The organism is Nonomuraea glycinis (genome assembly GCF_035920485.1).
GTDB classification, from domain to species: domain Bacteria; phylum Actinomycetota; class Actinomycetes; order Streptosporangiales; family Streptosporangiaceae; genus Nonomuraea; species Nonomuraea glycinis.
This window is the reverse complement of the sequence record NZ_CP109166.1, coordinates 6309311-6334233: the sequence shown is the minus strand read 5'-3', so window position 1 is coordinate 6334233 and position 24923 is coordinate 6309311. Positions and strand designations below refer to the sequence as shown.

Here is a 24923-nt window from a genome sequence, read left to right as displayed (position 1 = left end):
TACCGTCCCGGACCTCGACCCGACGCGACCGGCGAGCCGATCAGCCGGGCGGGCCGAACAGCCGGCCGAGATGATCAGCCGGCCGGGCTGATCGGCCGGCCGGGCTGATCGGCCGGGCACGGCAGTGAGCCGCGCGTATCCCCCTCGGTGCGCCCAGGCCCCTGTACTGGGCGAACCAGACCACGCGGCTCACGTACCGCTTCCTTAAATAACCGTATTTGTCCGACTTGCAGGGTGGTTGCACGTTCTTTAACAGCAGGGAGTCAAGCTCGCCACGTCAGCTTCCGATCGGCTTGTCGGCCAGCGCCGGCAGGAACGCTCGCGCCACGGTCAGCGCGCCCGTGCGAGCCTGCTTCTCGGCCATCAGCACCGCGTTGGGAGAGTTGGCCGGCTCGTCCTTGGGCCGGTCGGCGCCGGCGTAGTCGGCCTCCACCACCACGGCGCCCTGCAGCACGATCACCGAGCCGCTGCCCGCCGACACCTCGCCCCGCCTGGTCCTGACGTACTTGCCGTAGGCCTGCTGCCCCAGACCTTCGAGGTCGAACACCTTGCCGAATTCCAAGCCGCCGAGCGATGACTGGGCGATGTTCCGGTCGCTGCCGCGCCGGCTGGAGTAGAACGACTTGGCGGCGGTCGCGTCGGCGACGCCGGCGCGGTTGGTGAAGGAGTGCACGGTGATCAGCACGCTGCGGATCCTGGTCGCCTGGCCCACGGGGATCTCCCGGTTGAGCCAGCGGCACTCGGTCTGCGTGTCGTCGCCCGCCTCCATCCGGCGGGTCCTGGTGGTCGGGCCGGGCACGAGCCCGGTGGCCACCCCGGCGACGGCCTGACAGGCGGGCGGGATGGCGGCGAGCTCTGTCGGCGAGGGCGTGGGGGCCGGGCTCGGCTTGGTGGTGGCCGCCTTGTGCGGCTGCGCGAGCACGTCCGGGTGCTCGGCCTTCCAGGCGGCCACGCCCTTGGCGATCTGCGTGATCACCTTGGTGGCCTCGCGGATCGCGTTGGCCTCGGTGACCGACTGGACGGTCTCGCTGCTGAGGACCTGGGCGTCCTTGCGCTGCTGGCTCGCTTGGTACCTGACCTCGATGGTCATGTCCTGGACGCGGGCCCGAGCGGTGCCGAAGGAGTACCACAGCGTGGTGCCGGAGCGGCGCCAGGTGTACTGGGCGTAGGCCGCGTCGCCGACGCCGGGCACCTCCTTCACCGCGGAGACGTAGTCCTTCTCGCCCTTCTTCGCCGTGGGCTTGGCGGTCTCGCCGAACTTGGCGCCGCCGTAGTCGACGTCGTAGGAGTTCTGGGCCATGGCCCGGCCGGTCTTCGCGCCGTTGCCCCGATGCTGGGCCACCTTGACGTCGATCTCGCGGCTGCGCCAGAACTCGCCGAAGGAGATGCGGCGGTTCGTCCAGTTGCAGGAGAAGTTGACCGTGTACTCGGTGTCTCTGGAGTCCTTGGCCACCGTCGCCTCGGGCACCAGCCGTTCGGCCTCCAGTTTCGGCAGCATCGTGCACACGTCCGGGCCGGTCACCGCGGCCGCCTTCACGGACTTCGACGGCGACGGCGGCGCCTGCGTCCCGCCGCCGAGCGGGGTGCCGAACGTGCGCTGCACCTGGCCGTACAGCAGGTAGGCGCCGGCGCTGCCGGCGATGAGCACCACGACGCAGACGGCGGCCACCGGCAGGATCCACGGGCGCCGGGCCGGCGGCCGGCCGGGGGGCGGCTGCCAGGGCGGGGGCGGTCCGGGGAACCGGGGAGGCATGGTCGGTGGCTCGAACGGCCCGCCACTCGGCACCTGACGGTGCGGGGGTTGGTACTCGCTACCGGGATTCACCAGGGACTCCAGGGGATTGCCATGACTTGCGGTGAAACATGCTAGTCATCCGGCTTGCGAGGCGCTTGCGGTGGCTCATTCCCGCAACGCGGTCGAGACCATGCGGGCGGTGGCGAGCACCGGCTTCTGGTCGACCTTCGTGGACCGCTTGGCGTCCTCGTCGTGCCAGACGACCTCGGCGAGCAGGTTGCTGGTGCGCAGCAGCACCGTGCTGTCTGCGCGGCCCTCGTCGGGGGCGCCCAGGGAGCGCTCGAAGGTGCTCTGCACGATCGCCGCCTCTCCCACGTCCCGCACGTCGCTGACGGGGCCGACGGACTTGCGGAACGCCACGCCCTCGGTGCCGCCGCGGACCGTGCGCTCGTTGGCGAAGCGCAGCGCGGCCACCTCGGGACCGCCGAAGTCACCGGTGGGCTGCTCCGCCCAGGTCCGTACGGTGATCGAGCGGACGCTCCTGGAGCCCTTGTGCACCTGCCACCGGCACTCGCCCTCCCGGGTCGCCGCCCGCCTCGCGGTCCCCTTGAGCAGCTGGGCGGCCTGGGCGTCGGTCAGCAGCTCGCACGGGGCCGGCGCGACCGCGAACCTGCCGGGATCCTCCTGGCCGAGCACCGTCAGGCCGTACCAGCCGCCCGTGCCCAGCAGGGCGACGGCGGCGAGCACCGCCGGAACGAGCCACCAGCGGCGGCGCGAGGAGGCGCCGGGCGCGGGAGAGGCGAGCACGGCGTGCAACTCCTCGCGCACCTGGGCGGCCGTGGGGCGGGCGGCCGGATCCTTGGCCAGCATCGCCGTCAGCAGCCCGCCGAGCCGCCGGCCTGCTCTGACCGGCGGCGGCGGCTCGTGCAGCAGCACCGCGGCGGCCACGGCGGCGGGCCCCGCCCGCTCGAACGGCGCTCGCCCCTCCACCGCCGTGTAGAGGCTGGCGCCGAGCGACCACAGGTCGGAGGCCGGGCCGGAGGGGTGCTCGTTGAGCCGTTCCGGCGCCATGTAGCCGGGCGAGCCGGCGCTGCCGTACTTGTCGGCCCGGCCGCCGATCGGGACCGCGATGCCGAAGTCGGTGAGCATCGCCGAGCCGTCGGCGTCGAGCAGGATGTTGGCCGGTTTGACGTCCTGGTGCACGATGCCGTGGGAGTGCGCGACCGACAGCGCCGACAGCACGCGCAGGCCGACGCGGGCCACCATGTCCGGCGGCATCGGGCCGTGCTCCTTGATCACCTTGTCCAGGGAGCGGCCCGCGATCAGGTCCAGGATGATCCACGGCTGGCCCTCCTCCAGCACGACGTCGTGCACCAGGACGACGGCCGGGTCGCGCAGCCGCCCGGCGGACCTGGCCTCGTGGATGGCCCGGTCGGCGAACTCGGCCCGCTCCCGCGGCGTGAGCTCCCGCGGCACGGTGACCTGCTTGACCGCGACCTGCCTGTGCAGCGTCTCGTCGTGCGCCCGCCAGACCGTGCCCGCGCCGCCCTGTCCGAGGCGCTCCACGAGGCGGTAGCGGCCGGCGAGCAGGTAACCCTCAGCCCGCATGGAGTAACGCCCGCTCGCTCGCCTGAGCCGCCTTCAGGGCCGTCTGCTTGATGTCGTCGTCGCTGGGCCGGTCGGCGAGCGTGGTGTATTCGACGCTCACCACCAGATTGGCCAGGCGGTAGAAGACGACGGCGGAGAGGATCCGGCCCGTGGGGCCCTTCAGCTCGTAGGTGAAGGCCTCCTCGCCGACGCCCCGGATGGCCCGGATCGGGGTGCGCGTCACCGGCTGGGCCTTCGTGACGCCGATCTCCGGCCAGATCCACTCGGCCCTGTCGTTCTTGGCCCAGTAGCGGTGCTGGTTGGCGAACAGGGTGCGGGCCGACTCGGGGGTCATGGCCCACGGATCGCGGGTGTCGGAGTCCTTCTGCACCTGCACCTCCATGCCTCTGCCCGACGTGGTCCAGCCGCACTGGGGGCCGAGCTCGTCGGCGCTCGCCTTGCCCGCGGGCGGCTGCTGGGTGCGCAGCAGCAGGCCGACGTCCTCCTGGCCGAGGAGGGAGCACACGTTCAGCGGTACGGTGAACGCCGCGGGCACCCCGTTGTCCCGATTTTTCAGGATCAGAACGACGGCGGTGGCCGCCGCGGCCACGACCAGCACCGCCGCCACGGCGGCGAGCCACAGCAGGGACCCGTGACGCCGCCTGACCGGGCGCGGCGCCGTCGGCACGTGGTGCACCGGCAGGACGGCGGGCAGACCGGCGGCGGCCTGCCGCAGCGGCTGGATCATCGCCGGCGCGGCGGGCCTGGCCGCCGGATGCGCCGCCATCATGGCCGCCAGCAGCGGGCCGAGCGGCCCCGGCGCCACCGGCAGCGGCTGGGTCAGCGTCGCCCTGATCCGCTCGGCGGCGGTGCCGCTGTAGGCCGCCGTGCCCGTCACCGCGAGATAGAGGGTGGCGCCGAGCGACCACACGTCGCTGGCCGGCCCGCCGGCCTCGCCCTCCAGCCGCTCGGGCGCGATGAACCCGGGCGAGCCGATCGTCATGCCCTGCTCGGTCAGCGTCGCCTGGCCCTCCTGCCTGGCGATGCCGAAGTCGGTGAGCACCACTCTGCCGCTGTCGGTGAGGAAGACGTTGCCCGGCTTCACGTCGCGGTGCTGCAGGCCACGGGCGTGCGCGGCGGACAGCGCGTCGAGCATGTCGGCGCCGATCCTGGCGACGTATTCCACCGGCATCGGGCCGTGCGCCTGCACCGCCTCGCCGAGGGTGCGGCCGCGCAGCAGCTCCATGACGATCCAGGGCCGGTCGTGCTCCACGACGACGTCGTGCAGCGCCACGATGCCCGGGTGCCGCAGCTGGGCCATCGCCTGGGCCTCGCGCACGGCCCGGGTGACCAGCTCGGCCCGCTCCTTGGGGGACAGTCCCTCGGGCAGGGTGAGCTCCTTGACCGCCACCTCACGGTCGAGCATCTCGTCCCTGGCCAGCCAGACCCGCCCCATGCCACCGCTGCCCAGCGGGTGCATCAGGGAGTAGCGGTTGGCGAGTCTTCCCCCGGACATAAAGGGAAGGGTAACGAAGGTTCAAGCCGAATAGTTATTCGCCGTGGCGGCGCAACTGTCGGTCGCCGTGTCTATGGTCTTGGATCGTGGAACCGGTACAAGGCACCCTCGATGAGCTCGGCACTCCGCTGAGTGACGTCACCTTCGTCGTGTTCGACCTCGAGACGACCGGCGGGTCGCCCGCCGAGCACATGATCACTGAGATCGGCGCGGTCAAGGTGCGGGCCGGCGAGGTGTTAGGGGAGTTCTCCACGCTGGTCGATCCCGGCGGGCCGATCCCGCCGTTCATCTCCGTGCTGACCGGCATCACCGACGCCATGGTGGTGGCCGCCCCGCGGATCGAGTCGGTGCTGCCGAGCTTCCTGGAGTTCATCCGCGGCAGCACCCTGGTCGCCCACAACGCCGGCTTCGACACCCGCTTCGTCAAGGCCGCCTGCGCCGCGCACGGCTATCCCCCGCCGGCCAACCCGGTCGTCGACACCGTCGACCTCGCCCGGCGGGTGCTGACCCGCGACGAGACGCCCAACGCCAAGCTGTCCACCCTCGCCCGGTTCTTCCGCAGCCCCACCGATCCGTGCCACCGCGCGCTGGAGGACGCCAGAGCCACCGTGCACGTGCTGCACGGCCTCATCGAGCGGGCCGGCTCCTTCCAGGTGCACACGCTCGAAGAGCTCAAGTCGTTCGTCCGCGCCCCCACTCCCGAGCAGCAGAGCAAGCGCCATCTGGCCGAGTCGGTGCCGCACTCCCCCGGCGTCTACCTCTTCGAGGACGAGCGCGGCGAGGTCCTCTACATCGGCAAGAGCACCAACCTGCGCAACCGCGTGCGCTCCTACTTCACCGCCGGCGAGACCAGGCCGCGCATCCGCGAGATGATCGGCATCGCCGAGCGGGTCCGCCACATCGTCTGCTCGACCGCGCTGGAGGCGGAGGTCAGGGAGCTGCGCCTGATCGGCGGCGCCAAACCCCGCTACAACCGCAAGTCCCGCTTCCCCGAGAAGGTCGTCTGGCTCAAGCTCACCGACGAGCCGTTCCCGCGCCTGTCGATCGTGCGCGAGGTCAGGGACGACGGCGCGGCCTACCTCGGCCCGTTCTCCAGTGCCCGGCTCGCCGACGACGCCCGCAACGCGCTGCACGAGGCGCTGCCCCTGCGCCAGTGCACCCAGCCCATCACGGCCCGCACCCGCCGTACGGCCTGCGTGCTGCACGAGATGGGCCGCTGCGGCGCCCCGTGCGAGGGCAAGCAGAGCCAGGCCGACTACGCGGTGCATGTGGAGACCGCCCGCCGCGCGATGCTGCTCGACGCCTCCCCCGTCTATCAGGCGGTCTCGGCCCGCATGGAGCGCCTGGCGGTCGAGCAGCGCTACGAGGAGGCGTCCGTCGACCGCGACCGGCTGGCCGCGTTCGTCCGCGCCGCCGCCCGCATGCAACGCCTCAGCGCGATCACCGCCATCCCGCAGCTCGTCGCCGCCGCCCCGGCCTTCGACGGCGGCTGGGAGATCCACGTGATCAGATACGGCAGGCTCGCGGCGGCCGGCGTCATGCCCCGTGGCGCCCACCCCACCCCCTTCGTCGCCTCGCTCACCGCCACCGCCGAGGCCGTCATCCCCGGCCCCGGCCCGGTGCACGCGGCCAGCGCCGAGGAGACCGAGTGCATCCTGCGCTGGCTGGAGTCCCCCGGCGTGCGGCTGGTAGAGGTCGACGGCCAGTGGAGCCTGCCCGCGCGCGGCGCCGCCCGCCATAAGGCCCGCATCGACCTCGCCTACCGCGGCCTCGACCAGGCTCGCGGCCGGGAGGGGCGTCCTCTGCGGTGATTCGATACAGTTGGTCCCATGGTCACGGCAATCGTTCACATCAAGGCCGAGGTGGACCGGATCCCGGAGGTCGCTGAGACGATCGCCGAGATCGGCGGCGTCAGCGAGGTCTACTCGATCACCGGCGAATACGACCTGCTGGCCATGGTGCGAGTGGCCGCCTACGAGCAGATCGCCGAGGTCATCCCCGGCCGGCTCAACAAGGTCCCCGGCGTGCTGCACACCGAGACGCACATCGCCTTCCGCACCTACTCCAAGCACGACCTGGACGCGACCTTCTCCATCGGCTTCCCCGAGTCCGACTGACCTCCGCTCCACCCGACCCCCGCGTCCCGTGACGCGGGGGTTCCGGCGCGTTCGCTCGACTCCGGGTTCCCGGCCTCCGCAGCCCCGCGTGCCGTGGCGCACGGAGATTCCGGCCTTCCTGTTCCGAGCGGGTCAAGCCTGCGGAAAAGGGGCGGGCCCGGACGACTTTGTGTCGTCCGGGCCCGCTCCTTCGTGGCAGTCGTCTCAGTGGGTCAGAGACTTGTCCTCGCCGGACGTGACGGCGGCGTGCTCCTCGTCGTGAGCGTGGTCGCCGTCGAGCGGGATCTTCTCCCCGCCGTACGTCCTGGACATCTTGGCGCGCAGCTTGCCCAGCGGGCCACGCATGCCCTTGGGCGGGATGCCCGCGGGGTCCTCTGCCACGGGCAGCGTGAGCACTGCCTCCTTGCCTCGGATGTGCGCCTCGATGTCCTCCGCCGGGGGCGTGTGCACCTCGATGAACTCGCCGTGCGGCAGACGCTTGATCACGCCGGACTCCACACCGTGGTGCAGGATCGCGGCGTCGGAGCGCTGCAGGCCCAGGCAGATCCGGTACGTGATCGCGTAGGCCAGCACCGGAGCGACGAACACCAGCACCCGGCCGACGTAGGTCGTCATGTTCAGGCTGATGTGGAAGAACGCCGAGAGCTCGTCGTTGGCGCCCAGCAGCCAGAACACCCCGTAGAACGTGATGGCCGACATGCCGATCGCGGTGCGGTGCGGGTTGTTGCGCGGACGCTCCGCGATGTGGTGCTCGCGGTGGTCGCCGGTGATCCACCGTTCGAGGAACGGGTAGAGCGCCAGGCCGGTCATGATGAGGCCGAGGGGCGCCAGCGCCGGGATGATCACGCTCAGTGGCAGCGTGCCCATGTGGGAGGTGCCGAACAGGTTCATCTCCCAGGCGGGCATGATGCGCAGCGCGCCCTCCAGGAAGCCCATGTACCAGTCAGGCTGGGAGCCCGCCGAGATGTCCGCGGGTGTGTACGGTCCGAACAGCCAGATCGGGTTGATCTGGGTGAACGTCGCGAGCCCGGCCACCACGCCGAGCGTGAACAGGAAGTAGGCGCCCGCCTTGGCCATGAAGGCCGGGTAGAACGGCGCGCCCACCACGTTCTCGTTGTTGCGGCCCTTGCCCGGCATCTGGGTGTGCTTCTGCACCCACATGAGCACCATGTGGGCGCTGATGAGGGCCAGCAGGATGCCGGGGATGAGCAGGATGTGCAGCGAGTAGAACCGGGAGACGACATCAGTGCCCGGATATTCGCCGCCGAACAGGAAGAACGTGACGTACGTGCCGACCAGCGGCAGCGAGATGGCCACACCCTCGGTGATCCGCAGACCGGCGCCGGAGAGCAGGTCGTCGGGGAGTGAGTAGCCGGTCAGGCCCTCGGCGAGAGCCAGCGTCAGCAGCAGCACGCCGATGATCCAGTTGATCTCGCGCGGCTTGCGGTAGGCGCCGGTGAAGAACACCCGCAGCATGTGGACCATCATGCCCGCGACGAAGAGCAGGGCCGCCCAGTGGTGCATCTGCCGCATGAGCAGTCCACCACGGACGTCGAAGCTGATCTCCAGCGACGACGCGTAGGCCTCGGACATCATGACGCCCTGGAGCGGGGCGTACGAGCCGGCGTATTCGATCTCGCCCATGCTCGGCTTGAACCAGAACGTCAGGAACGTGCCGGTCAGCAGCAGAATGATGAACGAGTAGAGGGCGATCTCACCCAGCAGGAACGACCAGTGGTCGGGGAACACCTTGCGCAGGTTGCGCTTGAAGAAGTTGGCCCCGCCGAGGCGGGCGTCGAGGGCGTTAGCCGGTCCCGCGATGCCCGGGGGGACCTCGTTCAGGTCACTCATGCCTGGCCTCCCTTGGCCCTGGCCTCGGCCTCGGCGTCGCCGCGCTCCCAGAAGCTGGGACCGACCGGCACCGCGAAGTCGCCCTGCGCGACGAGGTAGCCCTGGTCGTCGACGGAGATCGGCAGCTGCGGCAGAGGCCGGGCGGCCGGCCCGAAGATGACCTTGGCGCCGTCGGCGGCGTCGAACGTCGACTGGTGACAGGGGCACAGGATGTGGTGGGTGGTCTGCTCGTACAGAGCGGCCGGGCAGCCCACGTGGGTGCAGATCTTCGAGTAGGCGACGATGCCCTCGTGCGTCCAGTTCTTGTTGACGCCGGCCTTGAGCTCCTCGGGGCGGAACTTGATGAGGATCAGCGTGGCCTTGGCGAGGACGTTGAGGTCGTGCTCGTAGCCTTCGGGCACGATCGACAGGATGCCGCCCGGCGAGTTGAAGTCGGCCGCGCGGATCGGCTGGCCGGTGCCCTCGACGACGAGGCGCAGCGGCTTGCCCTCCTTGTTCTTCTCACCCCAGACGGTGTGGCGCAGCAGCTTGTTGAAGTTGGCGCCGGTCATCTTGCTGTTGTCGAGGTCGCGCAGCAGCACCAGCGGGATCAGGCCGAGCGGCGCGGCGGCGAGCAGCAGCGTGCGGCGCAGCAGCTTGCGCTTGACGAAGCCGCTCTCGTTGGCGCCCTGCACGAACGTGTCGGCCACCACGGCGCGGTCGGCCGCGGCGGAGGCCATCTCGTGGCGCTCCTGGACCAGCGCGTACTTCGGCATGATCCGGCGGACCCAGATGACGATGCCGACGGCCAGCCCCAGCACCGCCAGCGTCAGGGTGCTGCCGAGCGCCAGGTTGGACAGGCCCGTCGCCTCCGGGCTTCCGACCTGGAAGACCACGTAGGAGATGATGAAGGCGACGGCCGCCAGGAAGGTGATCGTGAAGCAGAGCGCCACGATCTTCTCGGCGCTCCGGGCCTTCTGCTCGTCCTGCAGGATGACGCCGGGAGTGGTGTCGTCCTGCGGCGGGCGCGCCTCCGTCTTGGTCTCCACCTCGCCGAGCATCGAGGTGCCCGGGCCGGGGGTGCCGATGACGCGTCTGGGCACGCGGTCATCCGGCTGCTCGATCTCGTGCTCGTTGTCTGTCATGACTTCTGTCGCTTCTTCGCGGTGATCCAGATGGCGGCGAGCACGAGGGCGAAGATGCCCACGATCCACGCGACGAGACCTTCGGTGACCGGGCCGATGCGCCCGAGACCGAAACCTCCGGGATCCTTCTGCTCACGGACCTGGGTGATGTAGGCAATCATGTTGCGCTTCTCTTCGGGCGTGATCGTCGAGTCGTTGAACACCGGCATCGCCTGCGGGCCGGTGACCATCGCCTCGTAGATCTGCGTGGGAGAGGCGTTGTTCAGGTTGGGGGCGTACTTGCCCTGCGTGAGGGCACCACCCGCGCCCGCCCAGTTGTGGCACTGGATGCAGTTGGCGCGGAACAGCTCGCCGCCCTTGCCGGCATCGCCGAGCTTGGCGTCGACCTGTTCGTGGCCGGGCACCTGCGGACCGCCGCCGAGCGACTGGACGTAGGCGCCGATGTTCTTGATGGCCTCCTCGTCGACCCACTGGGGCAACGGCTTGCTGGGCACCTGAGCGCCCGGCTGACCGGCCGGCATGCGGCCGGTGCTCATCTGGAAGTCGACGGACGCGGCGCCGACGCCGATCAGCGTGGGTCCCGTCGACGTGCCCTCGGCGTTGAGACCGTGGCAGCTGGAGCAGTGCGCGTCAAAAAGACTCTTGCCCTTCGCCACGTCGTCCACCTTGCCGGACGCGAGCGCCGCGTCCGCGGGCTTGCTCACCTGCACAAAGGCGGCGTATACCATCCCGACTAGCGCCAACGCCAAAATCAGGACGGCATATCTCGCGAGGGGATGCCGCCGCCAAGCGGTGATCCTGGTCACAGAGATCCCGTTCCTTACCGAATGATGTAGATGGTCGCGAAAAGACCGATCCAGACGACGTCGACGAAGTGCCAGTAGTAGGACACGACGATCGCGCTGGTGGCCTGCTCATGCGTGAAGCGCTTCGCGGCGTACGTACGTCCCAGCATGAACAGGAACGCGATCAGCCCACCGGTCACGTGCAGGCCGTGGAAACCTGTCGTGAGGTAGAACACCGAGGTGTAGGGGTTGGCGGACAGGGTCGCGCCCTCGCTCGCCAGCTCCATGTACTCGTAGATCTGACCGGCGACGAAGACGCTGCCCATCAGGAAACTGACGATGTACCAGAAGCGGAGCTTGGCGACCTGGCCCTTCTCCGCGGCCCACACACCGAGCTGGCACGTCACACTCGACAGCACCAGGATGATCGTGTTGACCGTCGCGAACGGGATGTTCAGGTGAGCCATGCCCTCGGCGGATGCTCCCGCGGGCAAGAAGGAAGGCCCCCATTCGATGCCTTGGCCCTCGCTCACCGACCGGATGGTGAAGTACATCGCGAACAGCGCCGCGAAGAACATGAGCTCAGAGGACAGCCAGACGATCGTCCCGACGCTGACCAGGTTGGGTCTGCGGAACGGCTGTGCTGTCGTCGTCGAAGTTATTGCGGATGCTGTCGCCACGGGCAGCATTATTGCGGCTTCTCTGGTCGGTCCTTCGCACGACCCCCCGTTAGGGGGAAGAAACTTGCAGCAAGCTGGGATAATTGGGGCAAATCGCCTCGGCTGAGGTGACGGCCTGGGACTGCACCCCGCACCACCGGTACGATCCCAGGTGACCATACCGCTACGACCGATAGTGAGCGCGACCGTGAGCACCGACGACACGATGAGGGTCCTCGTCTACAGCGACGACGCCGCCACCCGTCAGGAGGTCCGGGAGGCGATCGGCCGGCGTCCGGCCGCCGACGTCCCCTTCGTGGAGATCGTGGAGTGCGCCACCGAGCCCAAGGTCCACCAGTGGCTCGCCTCCGGCGAGATCGACGTGGCCGTGCTCGACGGCGAGACCCAGCCCGCGGGCGGCATGGGCGTCGCCCGCCAGGCCAAGGACGAGGTCTACGACTGCCCGCCCATCTGCCTGATCATCGCCAGGCGGGACGACCGCTGGCTCGCCGACTGGTCCAAGGCCGACGCCGTCGTCCCCCAGCCCCTTGAGCCCATCGTGCTGGCCGACACCGTCGCCGACCTGATGCGCCGCCGTTCCTCCAGCCGACTCAACGCCAAGTAGGTGCCTTCTGTGGACACGCGGACGACCTGGCCCGCCCTGCTCTCGGCTCTCCTGTCCGGGGAGCACCTGTCGGCCGACGAGACGGCCTGGGCGATGCGGGAGATCATGTCCGGCTCAGCCACCTCCGCCCAGATCGCCGCCTTCGCGGTCGCGCTGCGCGCCAAGGGCGAGACCGTGGCCGAGGTGGTGGGCCTGGCCCGCACCATGCTGGAGCTGTCCACTCCGCTGCACGTCGAAGGCCCGGTCGTCGACGTGGTCGGCACCGGCGGCGACCGCGCGCACACCGTGAACGTCTCGACGATGGCCGCCATCGTGGCCGCCGCCGCGGGCGCCCGCGTGGTCAAGCACGGCAACCGCGCCGCCTCGTCCTCCTGCGGCGCCGCCGACGTCCTGGAGCGCCTCGGCATCCGCCTGGACCTCTCCCCGGAGCAGACGGCCCAGGTGGCCGATCGGGCCGGCATCGCCTTCTGCTTCGCCCCCGTCTACCACCCCGCCCTCCGCTTCGCCGGTCCCACCCGCAGGGAGATCGGCGTCCCCACGATCTTCAACTTCCTGGGCCCGCTGACCAACCCCGCGCGCCCCGCAGCCCAGGCCATCGGCGTCTTCGACGCCGGCATGCTGCCGGTCCTGGCGGGCGTCTTCGCCGAGCGCGGCGTCTCCGCCCTGGTCTTCCGCGGCGACGACGGCCTCGACGAGCTCACCATCGCCACCACCTCCACGGTGTGGGTGGTCAAGGACGGCGCCGCCACCCAGACCACCTTCGACCCGGCGGTCCTCGGCATCCCCCGGGCCGACGCCGACGCGCTGCGCGGCGGCGACGTCGACTTCAATGCCCAGGCGGTGCACGACCTGGTCCACGGCGTCACCGGCCCGGTCCGTGACGCCGTCCTGCTCAACGCGGCGGCCGCGCTGGTGGCCCTCGACGGCCCCGGCGACGACCTCGACTCGGCGATGATCGACGGCTACGCCCGCGCCGTCCAGGCGGTCGACTCCGGCAACGCCTCCGCGACCCTCGACCGCTGGATCGAGGTCAGCGGCTCCTTCCCCGCCGCCTGACACCCCCCGCACCCGTCCAGGCCGTACGACTTCGAAGTCGTACGGCCCGCACGCGCCCCTGCCGGGAGCCCCTCAGAGGCGCCCACAGAGCCGCAGGATCGACCTCAGGAGGAGAAGGACAGGGTGGGGCCGTCCTTGAGTGAGCTCCACTTGAGCCACTCCTTCCAGGTCTCCTGCCAGTGCCCCCACCCGTTGGTCGGCTCAAGCTTCCTGGGCGAGCCCGTGATGATGATCGGGTCCCCGATCAGCGTGTTCGCGATGAACCACGCGGCGTTCGCCGGGCTGACGTTGACGCAGCCGTGGCTGACGTTCGCGTAGCCCTGGGAGCCCACGGACCAGGGCGCGCTGTGCACGTACTCACCGCTGTTGGAGATGCGGACGGTGTTGTAGACGGTGAGGCGGTAGTAGCCGGCCGAGCCGGGGCCGATGCCGGGCGAGGTCATGACCGTCACCGGCTCGCGGGACATGGCCAGGTGGATGCCGGAGGTCGTGTAGTACTTCCACTGCCCGCCCTGGCCGGCGCTCATCGGCATCACGCGGACCTTCTTGCCGTCGCGCCGGACGGTCAGGACGTGCTCGTTCGTGGTGCCCTTGGTGATCTGCGAGCGGCCGATCCTGAAGTCGACGGCGAGGTCGCGCTTGCCGTACACCCCCTTGCCGGCGTGCACGCCGGCGAAGTGCGCCTCGACGCGGACCTTGGTACGGGCCGGCCAGTACTTCCTGGGCCGGAAGTCGAGGTGACGGTCGTCGAACCAGTGCCAGGCGCCCTCCACGGGCCTGGAGGTGCGGACGGTGAGGTTGCGTTCGATCGCGACCCGGTCGGTGATGGGCTGGTCGAAGGCGATCATGATGGGCATGCCGACGCCGACGGTCAGGCCGGTGTCGTACTTGTTCGGCGTGATGTGCTCGACGTCGAAGCTCGTGACCGCCTTGGCGGTGGCGAAGGTGGTCGTCTGCTTCTTCTCCTTGCCCTCGGCGTTGACCGCGACCGAGGTGACCGTGTAGGTGTCGCCGGGGCGGGCGGTGCCGGTGCTGCGCCAGCGGGTCCGGTCACCGCTGAGGGTGCCGGGCAGCGCGCCCGCCTTGCCGCCGCGGACGGTGACGCTCCTGAGCGTGCCTCCACGCACCGCTACGACCACGGGCTGGTCCGTGGGCACCTGGGCCGACTTGTCCAGCGGCAGGACCTCCACAGAGGCGTCTGGGGCCTTGACCGCCATGTTGTCCGCCTGGCCGGCGAAGCCGGAGCACGCCGTCAGCACCACCAAGGCCAGCAGGCCGGCTGTTCGATACGCAACACGCCCCACGAGCAGTCTCCGTCCGAGTCGAGCTGATTCACCTCCCTTATTACCCTGAGTGATCGAATGACCACATCCGCACCCCGGTAAAGAACACCAAAAAACGGGCGTCCCTCCAGAGAAGGGACGCCCGTTGTGTGGAGCCTCAGTGCGAGAAGTGACCCCGGTAGTACTGGAACACGAATCCGATCATCGCGAGGATGATCAGGAACAGCCCGATCAGGAACATCCAGAAGCCGATCACGAACCCGGCGAAGGCGAAGGCCGCCGCCAGGCAGACGAACAGCGGCCACCAGCTGTGCGGGCTGAAGAAGCCGATCTCACCGGCCCCGTCGCTGATGTCGGCCTGCTTGTTGTCCTCCGGCTGGTCACCGATGCGCCGCGCGGTGAACATCAGGTAGTAGCCGATCATGAACGCGAAGCCGACCGAGATGGCCATGGCGGTGGTGCCGACCGGCTCACCCGTGCCGGTGGCCGCCTTGGTCCAGAACCAGTAGGCGACGTCGACACCGGCGAAGAACAGGCCGCACAGCAGGAACAGCCAACCCTGAACCTTCATCAGGCCTCAACCTCCACGGGGGTCTTGGCGGACACGTGCGGGTACTTCATGTCGAATGCCGGACGCTCGGACCTGATCGGCGGCAGCGAGGTGAAGTTGTGCCGCGGCGGCGGGCAGGACGTCGCCCATTCGAGCGAGCCGCCGTAGCCCCACGGGTCGTCGACGGTGACCTTGGGCGCGGTGCGCCAGGTCTTCCAGACGTTGTAGAAGAACGGCAGCGTGGAGGCGCCGAGCACGAAGGCGCCGACCGACGAGATCATGTTCAGGTCGGTGAAGCCGTCGGCCGGGCTGTAGTCGGCGTAGCGGCGCGGGAAGCCGAGCACGCCGAGCCAGTGCTGGATCAGGAACGTGGCGTGGAAGCCGAGGAACAGCAGCCAGAACTGCAGCTTGCCCAGCTTGTCGTCGAGCATCTTGCCGGTGAACTTGGGCCACCAGAAGTAGAAGCCGGCGAACATCGCGAACACCACGGTGCCGAAGACCACATAGTGGAAGTGCGCCACCACGAAGTAGGTGTCACTGATGTGGAAGTCCAGCGGCGGCGAGGCCAGGATGACGCCCGTCAGACCGCCGAGCAGGAACGTCACCAGGAAGCCGATCGAGAACAGCATCGGCGACTCGAAGCTCAGATGGCCACGCCACATCGTGCCGATCCAGTTGAAGAACTTCACGCCCGTCGGCACCGCGATGAGGAACGTCATGAACGAGAAGAACGGCAGCAGCACCTGCCCGGTCGGGAACATGTGGTGCGCCCAGACCGTGATCGACAGGCCGGCGATCGAGATCGTCGCGCCCACGAGGCTGATGTAGCCGAAGATCGGCTTGCGGCTGAAGACCGGCAGGATCTCGGTCACGATGCCGAAGAACGGCAGCGCGATGATGTAGACCTCTGGATGCCCGAAGAACCAGAACAGATGCTGCCAGAGCATCGCCCCGCCGTTTTCCGGGCTGAAGATGTGGGTGCCGAACTTGCGGTCGGCCTCCAGCGCCAGCAGCGCGGCGGCCAGCACCGGGAAGGCCATCAGCACGAGCATGCTGGTGAGCAGGATGTTCCAGGTGAAGATCGGCATCCGGAACATGGTCAGGCCGGGGGCCCGCATGCAGATGATCGTGGTGATGAAGTTGACCGAGCCGAGGATCGTGCCCAGGCCGCTCAGCGCCAGGCCCATGATCCACAGGTCGCCGCCGATCCCCGGCGAGCTGATCGCGTTGGACAGCGGCGTGTAGGCGAACCAGCCGAACGAAGCCGCGCCCCCGGGGGTGAAGAAGCCCGACAGCGCGATGAGGCTGCCGAACAGGAACAGCCAGTAGCTGACCATGTTGAGCCGCGGGAAGGCGACGTCAGGGGCGCCGATCTGCAGCGGCATCAGCTCGTTGGCGAACCCGGCGAACAGCGGGGTCGCGAACATCAGCAGCATGATCGTGCCGTGCATGGTGAACAGCTGGTTGAACTGCTCGTTGCTCACGAACTGCAGCGCGGGCTGCGCCAGCTCGGCCCTCATGATCAGCGCCATGATGCCGCCGATGAGGAAGAAGATGAACGACGTGATCAGGTAGAGGTGTCCGATGACCTTGTGATCGGTGGAGGACAGCCACTTGGTGATCACCATGCCCTTGGTGGTGGGCCTGGTTCCTGGTGTCGTCGAGATGGGCTCTTGGATGGCGGTCACTGGGCGCTCCCAGCCTGGTTGGACGCGAGGTACCGGTCGAACTCGTCCTGCGGGACGAGCTTCACCGAGAAGAGCATGCGGCTGTGGTCGACCCCGCACAGTTCGGCGCACCGGCCGGCGTAGACGCCGGGCCTGTCGAGCGTGTCGACCTCGAAGAACCGGCCGGGGCTGTCCTCCGGGATGCCGGGGATGATGTCGCGCTTGAACAGCATCTCGGGCACCCAGAACGAGTGGATGACGTCATCGCTGTTGAGCTCGAACCGGATCTTCTTCTTCACCGGGAGCACGAGCTGCGGGCCCTGCTTGTAGTCGCTCACCGGCAGGCCGGTGACCGGCGTGGTCTGCTTGCCCTGGACGGTGGTGGTGAAGCGCCAGCTCCACTGGAACGCCTCCACCTTGACCGTGACGTCAGGGTTCTTCGATTCCGCGGTGAGCACCTCGCTGTCGCGGGCGGTGAAGAAGAAGAAGACCGACACCATGACGAGCGGCACGAGGGTGTAGAGCATCTCGATCGGCAGGTTGTAACGCACCTGCGGCGGGAGCTCGGCCTTGGCCTTGCGCTTGGTGTGGAAAATGCACGCCCACACGATCAGGGCGATGACCACGAAGCCGGTGGCCAGCGCGGCGATCCACGCTCCGTTCCACAAGCTCTGGACCACGCCGGCCTGCGTAGTGATGTGCTCCGGCAGGAGGCCACGTTCCAGATTGGCCTCGGGAACGTCATTAGCACACGCCGTAGCGGAGGCCAGCAGCAACGCCAGAGCGGCGGCGCGTGGCACTCTGCGACGGGCCAACGAACGCCGCGTCGAACGGCGGGTCGGACTCACGGATCGCCTACCCCACAGATGAAGCCCAGGAGTCTTCTCCTGAGCGCTCGTATTTCACGATGGACAGCTGAATGCAGACACATTAGCGCGCAACGCCCTTGCCCTCCCGCGCGCCCCCTCGGTGGCGCGCCGCGAGTGGGACGATGGGTCTCGTGGCGTACTTTGACGCGGCCTCCACCGAGCCGCTGCACCCCCAGGCACGCGAGGCGCTCCTGGCGGCGATCGACGTCGGCTGGGCCGATCCCGCGAGACTCTACAACCAGGCCCGCCGTGCTCACCTGCTGCTGGAGCAGGCCCGCACGGAGGTCGCCGAGGCGCTCGGCGCGCGGCCTGACGAGGTCTCCTTCACCTCATCGGGCACGCAGGCGGTGCATCTCGGCGTGCTCGGCACCCTACAGGGCAGGCGGCGCGTGGGCCGCCATCTGGTCACCAGCGCGGTCGAGCACTCCAGCGTGCTGCACGCCGCCGCCCTGCACGAGCGCGACGGCGGCACGGCCGAGACCGTGGGCGTCGATCTGCTGGGGCGGGTGGATCCGGCCGTCTTCACCGAGGCCGTCGCGCGGCCCGACACGGCCCTGGCCTGCCTGCAGACGGCCAACCACGAGGTCGGCACCCTCCAGCCGGTGGCCGAGGTCGCCGCGGCCTGCCGCCGCAACGGCGTCCCGCTGCTGGTCGACGCGGCGCAGACGGCGGGCCGGATGCCGGTGCCCGCGGGCTGGTCGGTGCTGACGGCCAGCGCGCACAAGTGGGGCGGCCCGCCGGGCGTGGGCGTGCTCGCGGTGCGCAAGGGCACCCGGTTCCGCTCGTACCTGCCGGAGGACGAGCGGGAGCGCAAGCGGGTGCCGGGCTTCGAGAACGTGCCGGGCATCGTCGCCGCCGCGGCGGCCCTGCGGGCGATGACGGCGGAGGCGGCGCAGGAGCGCTCCAGGCTCTCCGCCCTCGTCGACAAGATCAGGGAGACCGTGCCCAAGGTCGTCCCCGACGTCGAGGTGATCGGCGACCCCGTCGAACGGGCCCCGCACATCGTGACGTTCTCCTGCCTGTACGTCGACGGCGAGGCGTTGCTCACCGAGTTGGACAAGGCGGGATTCGCGGTCTCGTCCGGAAGCTCCTGCACCGCTAGTACGCTTCGACCATCGCACGTCCTGGAAGCGATGGGCGTGCTCACACATGGCAATGTCCGGGTGTCACTGCCCAGGGGCGCTTCCGCGGCCGAGGTGGACAGATTCCTCGCCGTGCTGCCCGAGCTGGTGCGCCGAATCCGCCAGGACGCAGGAGTCACATGACCGAGACCACCCAGCCGGCACTGACGGTCGACGCGCTCGGCAAGAAATGCCCCATCCCGATCATCATGCTCGCGGAGCAGATCAATCACGTCCCGCTCAACGCCGTGGTGGCCGTCCTGGCCGACGATCCCGCGGCGGTCACGGACGTGCCCGCGTGGTGCCGGCTCAAGTCACACCGGCACGTGGGCTCCTACGAGCTTCCCGAGGGTGGCTGGGCGATTCACGTACGACGCAACTACTGACGGGCCCCGCCGCGGTGGCGGCGGGGTCGTCGGCGGGGAGCGGTCAGGGGTGGTAGCAGCGGACGTGGTCGGCGATCTGCGCGGCGGCCTCGGCCCCGTAGGCGGCGCTGAAGCGCTCCATGAAGGCCCGCTGGCCGAGCTCGTACTCCTGGCCGCCGACGCGCTCGAGCACGTGCGTGGCGGTCAGGTTGCCGATCTGGCCGCACCGCTCCAGCGGCAGGTTCCAGGCGAGACCGGCCAGGAAGCCGGCCCGGAAGGCGTCGCCGACGCCGGTCGGGTCGGCCTTGCCGTTCTCCGGGGCGGGGGCCACGTGGATGGACGGCTCGCCCTGGCGGTCGATGACGGCGCCCTTGGGGCCGAGCGTGGTGACCCGGACGCCCACCCGGCTCAGCACCTCCTCGTCGGACCAGCCGGTCTTCTGCTCGATGAGGCCCTTCTCGTAGTCGTTGGAGAACAGGTAGGCGGCCCCGTCGACGAGCTGGCGGATCTGCTCGTCCGCCATCCGCGCGAGCTGCTGGGAGATGTCGGCGGCGAACGGGATGCCGCGGTGGCGGCACTCGTCGGTGTGCCGCAGCATGCCGTCGGGGTCGTTGGGGCCGATCAGCACCAGGTCGAGGCTGCCCGCCCGGTCGGCGACCGGCTGCAGCTCGATCAGCCGCGCCTCGGCCATCGCGCCGGTGTAGAAGGAGGCGATCTGGTTGTGGTGCTCGTCCGTGGTGCACAGGAACCGGGCGGTGTGCTGGGTCTCGGAGACGTGCACCGAGTCACAGTCGACGCCGTGCCGCTCCAGCCAGGAGCGGTAGTCGGCGAAGTCGTTGCCGACCGCGCCCACCAGGATCGGCTTCAACCCCAGGCAGGCCATGCCGAAGGCGATGTTGGCCGCGCAACCTCCGCGACGGATCTGCAGGTCGTCGACCAGGAACGAGAGCGACACCCGGTCCAGTTGCTCGGCGATCAACTGGTCGCCGAAACTGCCGGGAAAGGTCATCAAATGGTCTGTCGCGATGGAGCCGGTGACGGCGATGCGCACGGGATTCTTCTTCCTCGTTGTCAGCAAGCCAATGAGCCCCAAGAGAATACGCGAAGGTCCCGCCCGCACAAAGGCGGAACGGGACCTGCGAGACGACCTCTAGCTCGACTGCGGCTAGTTGAAGGAGTCGCCACAGGCGCACGAGCCGGTGGCGTTCGGGTTGTCGATGGTGAAGCCCTGCTTCTCGATCGTGTCGACGAAGTCGATGGAGGCGCCCATCAGGTAGGGGGCGCTCATCCTGTCGGTGACCACGCTCACGCCGCCGAAGTCCGTCACGACGTCACCGTCCATCGAACGGTCGTCGAAGAAGAGCTGGTAACGCAGCCCGGAACAGCCGCCAGGCTGTACGGCCACGCGCAGCTGCAGGCCTTCCTCACCCTGCTGCTCGAGCAGGCTCTTGACCTTCGCGGCGGCCGCTTCGGTCAGGATCAGGCCCTGCGTCGTGGTCTCGCTGCTCTCAACCGTCATCTGCTGACTCCCTAACCCGGCTGTCTGTTTTCGACGTCCTGCTATGACGCTACCAACACCCGGCCACCGCTACACATTCCTCCTCCCCCTCACCCCCGGAATAAATCCCTGGGGGCATATGTCATCATGAGTATCGTCAGTTAGACGATAAGGGGGTACGGCCATGGCTACCCAGACTGGGCTGCCGCTCTTCGTCCTCGGCCAGGGCGCCGATCCGCACAGTGAGAAGGGCGTGGACTGTCCCGGCGAGCTGCCGCCCGCATCCGACCCGGACCTGGTGGACCGGGCGCGCAAGGCCAAGCAGGCGCTCGGTGACCGGCTGTTCGTGCTGGGCCACCACTACCAGCGCGACGAGGTCATCCAGTTCGCCGACGTGACCGGCGACTCCTTCAAGCTCGCGCAGCAGGCCGCCGCCAGGCCGGAGGCCGAGTTCATCGTCTTCTGCGGCGTGCACTTCATGGCCGAGTCGGCCGACATCCTGACGACGCCCGACCAGAAGGTCATCCTTCCGGACCTGGGCGCGGGGTGCTCGATGGCCGACATGGCCACCTTCGACCAGGTCGAGGAGTGCTGGGAGGCCCTGGAGGACGCGGGCCTGGCCGATCAGGTGATCCCGGTCACGTACATGAACTCCAGCGCCGACATCAAGGCCTTCTGCGGCAGGAACGCCGGCGTGGTGTGCACCTCCTCCAACGCCAAGCGGGCCCTGGACTGGGCCTTCGAGCAGGGCCAGAAGGTGCTCTTCCTGCCGGACCAGCACCTGGGCCGCAACACCGCGGTGCTGGACATGGGCATGTCGCTCGACGACTGCGTGGTGTGGAACCCGCACCGCCCGAACGGAGGGCTCACCCAGGAGCAGCTGGAGCGGGCGCGGGTGATCCTGTGGAAGGGCCACTGCTCGGTGCACGGCCGCTTCACGCCCGAGTCCGTGGACGACGTACGCGACCGCATCCCCGGCGTGAACGTGCTGGTGCACCCCGAGTGCCGGCACGAGGTGGTGCTGAAGGCCGACCACGTGGGCTCCACCGAGCACATCATCAAGACACTGCAGGCGGCGCCCGCCGGCTCCAGCTGGGCCATCGGCACCGAGCTGAACCTGGTCAAGCGGCTCGCCCAGATGTTCCCCGACAAGAACGTCTCGTTCCTGGACAAGACCGTCTGCTACTGCTCGACCATGAACCGCATCGACCTGCCGCACCTGGTGTGGGCGCTGGAGTCGCTGGCGCTCGGCGAGGTCGTCAACCAGATCACGGTCGACGACGACACCGCCCACTGGGCCAAGGTGGCCCTGGACCGGATGCTCGCCCTCGCCTGACTCTCACCCGAGCCGGTGGCCGACCTCTCGGCCGAGCGGGTGGCCGACCTCTCAGCCGAGCGGGTGGCCGACCTCTCAGCCGTGCCGGTGGCCGGCCTCTCGGCCGAGCGGGTGGCCGGCCTCTTAGCGGAACCGGTAGCCGACCCGGACGACGACCGTCAGCGTCTGTCGTCCGGGGCTGACCGACCGCGTGTCCTCCATCGCGGCGACCACCCGCAGCGGCTGCGGTCCCTGCTCGATCTGCTCGCTCACCGAGACGACCCCGCCGAGCCCGCGGCCGGCCAGCTCGGCGTACTGGGCGGCCTTGGCGGCGGCGTCGGCGAACGCCCGGTCCCTGGCCCGCCTGAGCGCCGCGGCCGGGTCGGACACCTCGAACGCCACCCCGTTCAGCCTGGCCTGCTCGCCCACCCCGGCGACGACGTCGATGACCTGGTCGGCCCGCGCCAGGTCGCGGACCACCGCCTCGACGCCCTGCGCCGCCCGGTAGGCCGACACCTGCGGATAGGCGTCGTACTCGGGGCCGAGCGACAGCTCGGTGGTGCGCAGGTCCTCATCGGCGATCCCGGCCCCCCGCAGCGCCTCGGCCAGCCGGGCGGCGGCTGCCCTGACCTCGGCGAACGCCTCGGCCGCCGACCGCCTGCGCACCTCGACGCCCGCGTGCAGCCGCATCACGTCCGGCGCGGCGGCGACCGCGCCCTCGCCGATGACGGTGATCTCGGTGCTGTCCAAGCCGACTCCTTCGCTGGGCCCTGGCGGGCTCTGGGTCGATCTAGGGCGTGCCTCTGCTGAACCGGAATGCCATCTTGTCGAACTCCGCCCGCTTGGGCGCCGTCGCCAGCACGCGGACCACCTTGCCGGACAGGTCGATCACGACCGCCTCCCGGCCGGCGCCCTTGCTCCGCCAGACGGCCAGGTGCTCCTCGTCCCACCAGCCGATGAGCCGGTCGCTGGCGAACGGCACGGTCACGGGCTCGGAGTCGTCACCCGAGGTGGACCGCAGGCAGATCGTCGTGCGCGTCGTCGTGCAGTGGGCGAGGAACCGGCTGCCGGACGAGGAGACGTCGTCGCCCTCCACCCACACCGGACTGCCCACGTCCGACAGCGTACGCAGCTCCTTGCCGTTCAGGTCGTAGAACTTCATCTTGCCCCCGACCCAGGTGCCGACCGCCTGGCCGTCGGCGTCCCAGAAGAAGCGCCACTCGCCCGCGCCCTTCTCACGGACCCGGAAGGTGCGCGCGGTGCCGGCCGCCACGTCGACGATGCCGAAGCCGTACTCGACGCTCTCGCCCCCGGTGTTGGTGTACAGCGTGACCAGGGCCAGCTTGCCGTCGGGCGACCAGCGTGGCGTGGTGGGGAAGACCGGGTTGGCGCTGACCTTGATGGCGCGCTTGGTGCCCGCCCGGTGGTCGATGACCGACAGCAGGGCGAACTTGTCCGTGCTGTAGTCCACGTCGGTGCCGAGCGCCTGGGTGCCGTCGCCGTTCAGCGCGTACTCGAAGTAGCGGGTGTCGGCCGTGAAGACGTCCGTGCCCGGCTGCCGGACGTAGAGGTTCTTTCCGGAGTTCATGCTGTACGAGGCCAGCTTGAGCGGGTCGGAATCCCGCTCCTCGATCCGTACCGCGCTGCCCCGCAACTCGATCGTGGTGGGGGTGGCCGGGGTCGGAGTCGGGGTGGGTGTGGGTGTGGGTGTGGGTGAGGGGCTCGGCGTCGGCTCGCGGGACGCGGACGTGTCGGCGGGGGTCGGCGAGGGGGTGGTCCCCGAACTGGCGATGATCCGCGTCGAGACGACCGCGGCGGCGATCACCAGCACGAGCACCCCCGCCGCCGCGAGGGCGGCGATCCAGCCGTTGCCGCCCCGGCGGGCCGGGCTGGGCTGCTGGTATAACGGGCGGGCGTGCGGAGGCGGCGGCGGGCCGTGCCCCTGCCACCCCCCAGGACCGGCGGCGGCCGCGCTGCCCTGCTGCAGCAGACCCGCGGGCGCCCCCGTTCCGGGCACGCCGGCCGCCTGCTCCGGCATCCACTGCGTGGGCGCCGTGCGCCCCCCGCCAGGAGCCGGCCCGCCCGGCCCGGGAGCGCCCGCAGGGCCGGGCGCACCGCCGACCGGGCCTGAGGCGCCGCTGTTCGGGGCAGGGAAGCCACTGTTGGGGGCGGGGAAGCCACTGCTCGGGGTGGAAAGGCCGCTGCTTGGGGCAGGGAAGCCGCCGTTGGGAGCGGGGAAGCCACTGCTCGGGGTGGAGAAGCCACTGCTCGGCGCGGGGAAGCCGCTGTTCGGCGCGGGCATGGGAGCGCCCGGCCCAGGGGCGAAACCCTCCGGTACGAGGGCGGCCGGCGCGTGGCCGAGCAGGCGCATCAGGGCCTGGCTCGCCGACGGCCGCCGGGCGGGGTCCTTGGCCAGGCAGTCCACCACCAGCGAACGCAGCCCGTGGTCCTCGACGGGCGTGACGTCGGCCTCGCTGTTCAGGATCCGGTTGATCACCGCCGGCAGGCTGTCATGCCCGAACGGGGTGTGCCCGGAGGCGGCGTACAGCAGGGTGCAGGCCCAGGCGAACATGTCCGACGCCGGGCCGGGAGTCGCCTCGGTGAGCTGCTCGGGCGCCATGAACGAAGGGGTGCCGATGGCGCTGGCGGTCAGCGTGGAGGTGAAGTCGAGCGCCCTGGCGATGCCGAAGTCGATGACCCGGGGCCCGTCGGAGGCGAGCAGCACGTTGGACGGCTTGAAGTCGCGGTGCACGATGCCGGCCTGGTGGATGGCGACCAGCGCGGTGACCGTGCCGATGGCCAGCCGGTGCAGCGACGTCCCCGAGCGCGGCCCCTGCGTCCTGACCACCTCGGTGAGGGTGGGCCCGTCGATGTACTCACTGATGATGTACGGCCGGTCGTGGAACAGCCCGGTCTCGACGACCTGGGCGGTGCAGAACGGCGCGACCCGCCTGGCCAGCTCCACTTCGCGGACGAACCGGACCGACGCCTCGTGGTCGCCCGCGAGGTCGGCGCGCAGCAGCTTCACCGCCACCTTGTGCCCGCCCGGGGCCAAGGCGAGGTAGACGGTGCCCTGCCCGCCCTCCCCCAGGCGATCGGTCAGGGTGTAGGCCCCCACCGAGGCCGGGTCCCCTGTACGCAGGGGCTCGAGGTCCGGCATGTACATCCCCCATATATCGCTGCTTTTCCCGCCATTCTGG

General features: G+C 69.8%; 22 protein-coding genes. 7 read left to right on the top strand and 15 right to left on the bottom strand.

Annotated elements, in window-relative coordinates; translation table 11 throughout:
• Positions 1-277: 277 nt before the first annotated feature.
• The 3 genes from OHA68_RS29775 to OHA68_RS29765 form a co-directional block, all read right to left on the bottom strand.
• Positions 278-1825, bottom strand: a complete 1548-nt coding sequence (locus OHA68_RS29775) for a hypothetical protein (RefSeq protein ID WP_327103226.1) — start codon at positions 1823-1825, stop codon at positions 278-280.
• A gap of 75 nt (positions 1826-1900) precedes the next feature.
• The gene (locus tag OHA68_RS29770) at positions 1901-3343 is read right to left on the bottom strand and encodes a serine/threonine-protein kinase (protein WP_327103225.1); all 1443 of its coding nucleotides are present in this window, start codon (positions 3341-3343) and stop codon (positions 1901-1903) included.
• Entirely contained in the window at positions 3333-4838 is a 1506-nt protein-coding gene (locus tag OHA68_RS29765; RefSeq protein ID WP_327103224.1) for a serine/threonine-protein kinase, read from the bottom strand. The genes OHA68_RS29770 and OHA68_RS29765 overlap by 11 nt, the downstream gene beginning before the upstream one ends.
• An 86-nt stretch (positions 4839-4924) precedes the next feature.
• Between OHA68_RS29765 and OHA68_RS29760 the strand changes: the two genes are divergently transcribed.
• The gene (locus OHA68_RS29760; protein WP_327103223.1) at positions 4925-6649 is read left to right on the top strand and encodes a DEDD exonuclease domain-containing protein; all 1725 of its coding nucleotides are present in this window, start codon (positions 4925-4927) and stop codon (positions 6647-6649) included.
• A gap of 18 nt (positions 6650-6667) precedes the next feature.
• The gene (locus OHA68_RS29755) at positions 6668-6955 is read left to right on the top strand and encodes an Lrp/AsnC family transcriptional regulator (RefSeq protein WP_189143300.1); all 288 of its coding nucleotides are present in this window, start codon (positions 6668-6670) and stop codon (positions 6953-6955) included.
• 204 nt (positions 6956-7159) lie between these two features.
• On the opposite strand, the gene qcrB is transcribed toward OHA68_RS29755, so the two are convergent.
• From qcrB to ctaE, 4 genes are read right to left on the bottom strand one after another with little or no spacing between them, the layout of a single operon-like run.
• The gene (gene qcrB / locus OHA68_RS29750) at positions 7160-8806 is read right to left on the bottom strand and encodes a cytochrome bc1 complex cytochrome b subunit (RefSeq protein ID WP_327103222.1); all 1647 of its coding nucleotides are present in this window, start codon (positions 8804-8806) and stop codon (positions 7160-7162) included.
• A complete protein-coding gene (gene qcrA, locus OHA68_RS29745; RefSeq protein WP_327103221.1) occupies positions 8803-9930 on the bottom strand; it encodes a cytochrome bc1 complex Rieske iron-sulfur subunit in 1128 nt (375 codons plus the stop codon). The genes qcrB and qcrA overlap by 4 nt, the downstream gene beginning before the upstream one ends.
• Positions 9927-10736, bottom strand: a complete 810-nt coding sequence (gene qcrC, locus OHA68_RS29740; protein WP_189143297.1) for a cytochrome bc1 complex diheme cytochrome c subunit — start codon at positions 10734-10736, stop codon at positions 9927-9929. The genes qcrA and qcrC overlap by 4 nt, the downstream gene beginning before the upstream one ends.
• A gap of 14 nt (positions 10737-10750) precedes the next feature.
• The gene (gene ctaE, locus OHA68_RS29735; protein ID WP_327103220.1) at positions 10751-11404 is read right to left on the bottom strand and encodes an aa3-type cytochrome oxidase subunit III; all 654 of its coding nucleotides are present in this window, start codon (positions 11402-11404) and stop codon (positions 10751-10753) included.
• Between the two features lie 196 nt (positions 11405-11600).
• Between ctaE and OHA68_RS29730 the strand changes: the two genes are divergently transcribed.
• Complete coding sequence (locus OHA68_RS29730; RefSeq protein WP_189143392.1) at positions 11601-11999, top strand: response regulator transcription factor; 399 nt, start codon at positions 11601-11603, stop codon at positions 11997-11999.
• Between the two features lie 9 nt (positions 12000-12008).
• The gene (trpD, locus tag OHA68_RS29725) at positions 12009-13055 is read left to right on the top strand and encodes an anthranilate phosphoribosyltransferase (RefSeq protein ID WP_327103219.1); all 1047 of its coding nucleotides are present in this window, start codon (positions 12009-12011) and stop codon (positions 13053-13055) included.
• A 104-nt stretch (positions 13056-13159) separates the two neighbouring features.
• On the opposite strand, the gene OHA68_RS29720 is transcribed toward trpD, so the two are convergent.
• The 4 genes from OHA68_RS29720 to ctaC all read right to left on the bottom strand — a co-directional run bounded on the left by OHA68_RS29720 (position 13160) and on the right by ctaC (position 17355).
• Positions 13160-14359, bottom strand: coding sequence for a L,D-transpeptidase (locus OHA68_RS29720; protein WP_327103218.1), 1200 nt, complete (start codon positions 14357-14359; stop codon positions 13160-13162).
• A gap of 136 nt (positions 14360-14495) precedes the next feature.
• On the bottom strand, positions 14496-14909 hold the full coding sequence (locus tag OHA68_RS29715; protein ID WP_189143293.1) for a cytochrome c oxidase subunit 4: 414 nt from the start codon (positions 14907-14909) through the stop codon (positions 14496-14498).
• On the bottom strand, positions 14909-16516 hold the full coding sequence (gene ctaD / locus OHA68_RS29710; RefSeq protein WP_189143391.1) for an aa3-type cytochrome oxidase subunit I: 1608 nt from the start codon (positions 16514-16516) through the stop codon (positions 14909-14911). The genes OHA68_RS29715 and ctaD overlap by 1 nt, the downstream gene beginning before the upstream one ends.
• Before the next feature lie 56 nt (positions 16517-16572).
• Positions 16573-17355, bottom strand: a complete 783-nt coding sequence (ctaC, locus tag OHA68_RS29705) for an aa3-type cytochrome oxidase subunit II (RefSeq protein WP_456094116.1) — start codon at positions 17353-17355, stop codon at positions 16573-16575.
• A gap of 191 nt (positions 17356-17546) precedes the next feature.
• Between ctaC and OHA68_RS29700 the strand changes: the two genes are divergently transcribed.
• Positions 17547-18689, top strand: coding sequence for a cysteine desulfurase family protein (locus tag OHA68_RS29700; RefSeq protein ID WP_327103216.1), 1143 nt, complete (start codon positions 17547-17549; stop codon positions 18687-18689).
• Complete coding sequence (locus tag OHA68_RS29695) at positions 18686-18931, top strand: sulfurtransferase TusA family protein (RefSeq protein ID WP_189143290.1); 246 nt, start codon at positions 18686-18688, stop codon at positions 18929-18931. Before OHA68_RS29700 ends, OHA68_RS29695 begins: the two co-directional genes overlap by 4 nt.
• 43 nt (positions 18932-18974) lie before the next feature.
• Here the strand turns inward: OHA68_RS29695 and OHA68_RS29690 are convergent, their stop codons facing one another.
• The gene (locus OHA68_RS29690) at positions 18975-19961 is read right to left on the bottom strand and encodes a carbohydrate kinase family protein (RefSeq protein ID WP_327103215.1); all 987 of its coding nucleotides are present in this window, start codon (positions 19959-19961) and stop codon (positions 18975-18977) included.
• Positions 19962-20075: 114 nt separating this feature from the next.
• On the bottom strand, positions 20076-20429 hold the full coding sequence (gene erpA / locus OHA68_RS29685; RefSeq protein ID WP_327103214.1) for an iron-sulfur cluster insertion protein ErpA: 354 nt from the start codon (positions 20427-20429) through the stop codon (positions 20076-20078).
• A gap of 163 nt (positions 20430-20592) precedes the next feature.
• On the opposite strand from erpA, the gene nadA reads away from it, so the two are divergent.
• Entirely contained in the window at positions 20593-21744 is a 1152-nt protein-coding gene (gene nadA / locus OHA68_RS29680; RefSeq protein WP_189143287.1) for a quinolinate synthase NadA, read from the top strand.
• Positions 21745-21867: 123 nt separating this feature from the next.
• Here the strand turns inward: nadA and OHA68_RS29675 are convergent, their stop codons facing one another.
• Positions 21868-22473, bottom strand: coding sequence for an SIMPL domain-containing protein (locus OHA68_RS29675; RefSeq protein WP_225277971.1), 606 nt, complete (start codon positions 22471-22473; stop codon positions 21868-21870).
• Between the two features lie 40 nt (positions 22474-22513).
• Positions 22514-24883 carry a serine/threonine-protein kinase gene (locus OHA68_RS29670; protein WP_327103213.1) on the bottom strand — a complete coding sequence of 790 codons (2370 nt, stop codon included), beginning with the start codon at positions 24881-24883 and terminating at the stop codon, positions 22514-22516.
• Positions 24884-24923 lie beyond the last annotated feature (40 nt).

What these genes read in the sequence shown, in the direction of transcription:
- OHA68_RS29770 (WP_327103225.1), bottom strand. Translation starts at nt 3,343, where the DNA reads ATGCGGGCTGAGGGTTACCTGCTCGCCGGCCGCTACCGCCTCGTGGAG.
- OHA68_RS29765 (WP_327103224.1), bottom strand. Translation starts at nt 4,838, where the DNA reads ATGTCCGGGGGAAGACTCGCCAACCGCTACTCCCTGATGCACCCGCTG.
- OHA68_RS29755 (WP_189143300.1), top strand. Translation starts at nt 6,668, where the DNA reads ATGGTCACGGCAATCGTTCACATCAAGGCCGAGGTGGACCGGATCCCG.
- qcrB (WP_327103222.1), bottom strand. Translation starts at nt 8,806, where the DNA reads ATGAGTGACCTGAACGAGGTCCCCCCGGGCATCGCGGGACCGGCTAAC.
- qcrA (WP_327103221.1), bottom strand. Translation starts at nt 9,930, where the DNA reads ATGACAGACAACGAGCACGAGATCGAGCAGCCGGATGACCGCGTGCCC.
- ctaE (WP_327103220.1), bottom strand. Translation starts at nt 11,404, where the DNA reads ATGCTGCCCGTGGCGACAGCATCCGCAATAACTTCGACGACGACAGCA.
- OHA68_RS29730 (WP_189143392.1), top strand. Translation starts at nt 11,601, where the DNA reads ATGAGGGTCCTCGTCTACAGCGACGACGCCGCCACCCGTCAGGAGGTC.
- OHA68_RS29715 (WP_189143293.1), bottom strand. Translation starts at nt 14,909, where the DNA reads ATGAAGGTTCAGGGTTGGCTGTTCCTGCTGTGCGGCCTGTTCTTCGCC.
- ctaD (WP_189143391.1), bottom strand. Translation starts at nt 16,516, where the DNA reads ATGGTGATCACCAAGTGGCTGTCCTCCACCGATCACAAGGTCATCGGA.
- OHA68_RS29700 (WP_327103216.1), top strand. Translation starts at nt 17,547, where the DNA reads ATGGGTCTCGTGGCGTACTTTGACGCGGCCTCCACCGAGCCGCTGCAC.
- OHA68_RS29695 (WP_189143290.1), top strand. Translation starts at nt 18,686, where the DNA reads ATGACCGAGACCACCCAGCCGGCACTGACGGTCGACGCGCTCGGCAAG.
- erpA (WP_327103214.1), bottom strand. Translation starts at nt 20,429, where the DNA reads ATGACGGTTGAGAGCAGCGAGACCACGACGCAGGGCCTGATCCTGACC.
- nadA (WP_189143287.1), top strand. Translation starts at nt 20,593, where the DNA reads ATGGCTACCCAGACTGGGCTGCCGCTCTTCGTCCTCGGCCAGGGCGCC.
- OHA68_RS29670 (WP_327103213.1), bottom strand. Translation starts at nt 24,883, where the DNA reads ATGCCGGACCTCGAGCCCCTGCGTACAGGGGACCCGGCCTCGGTGGGG.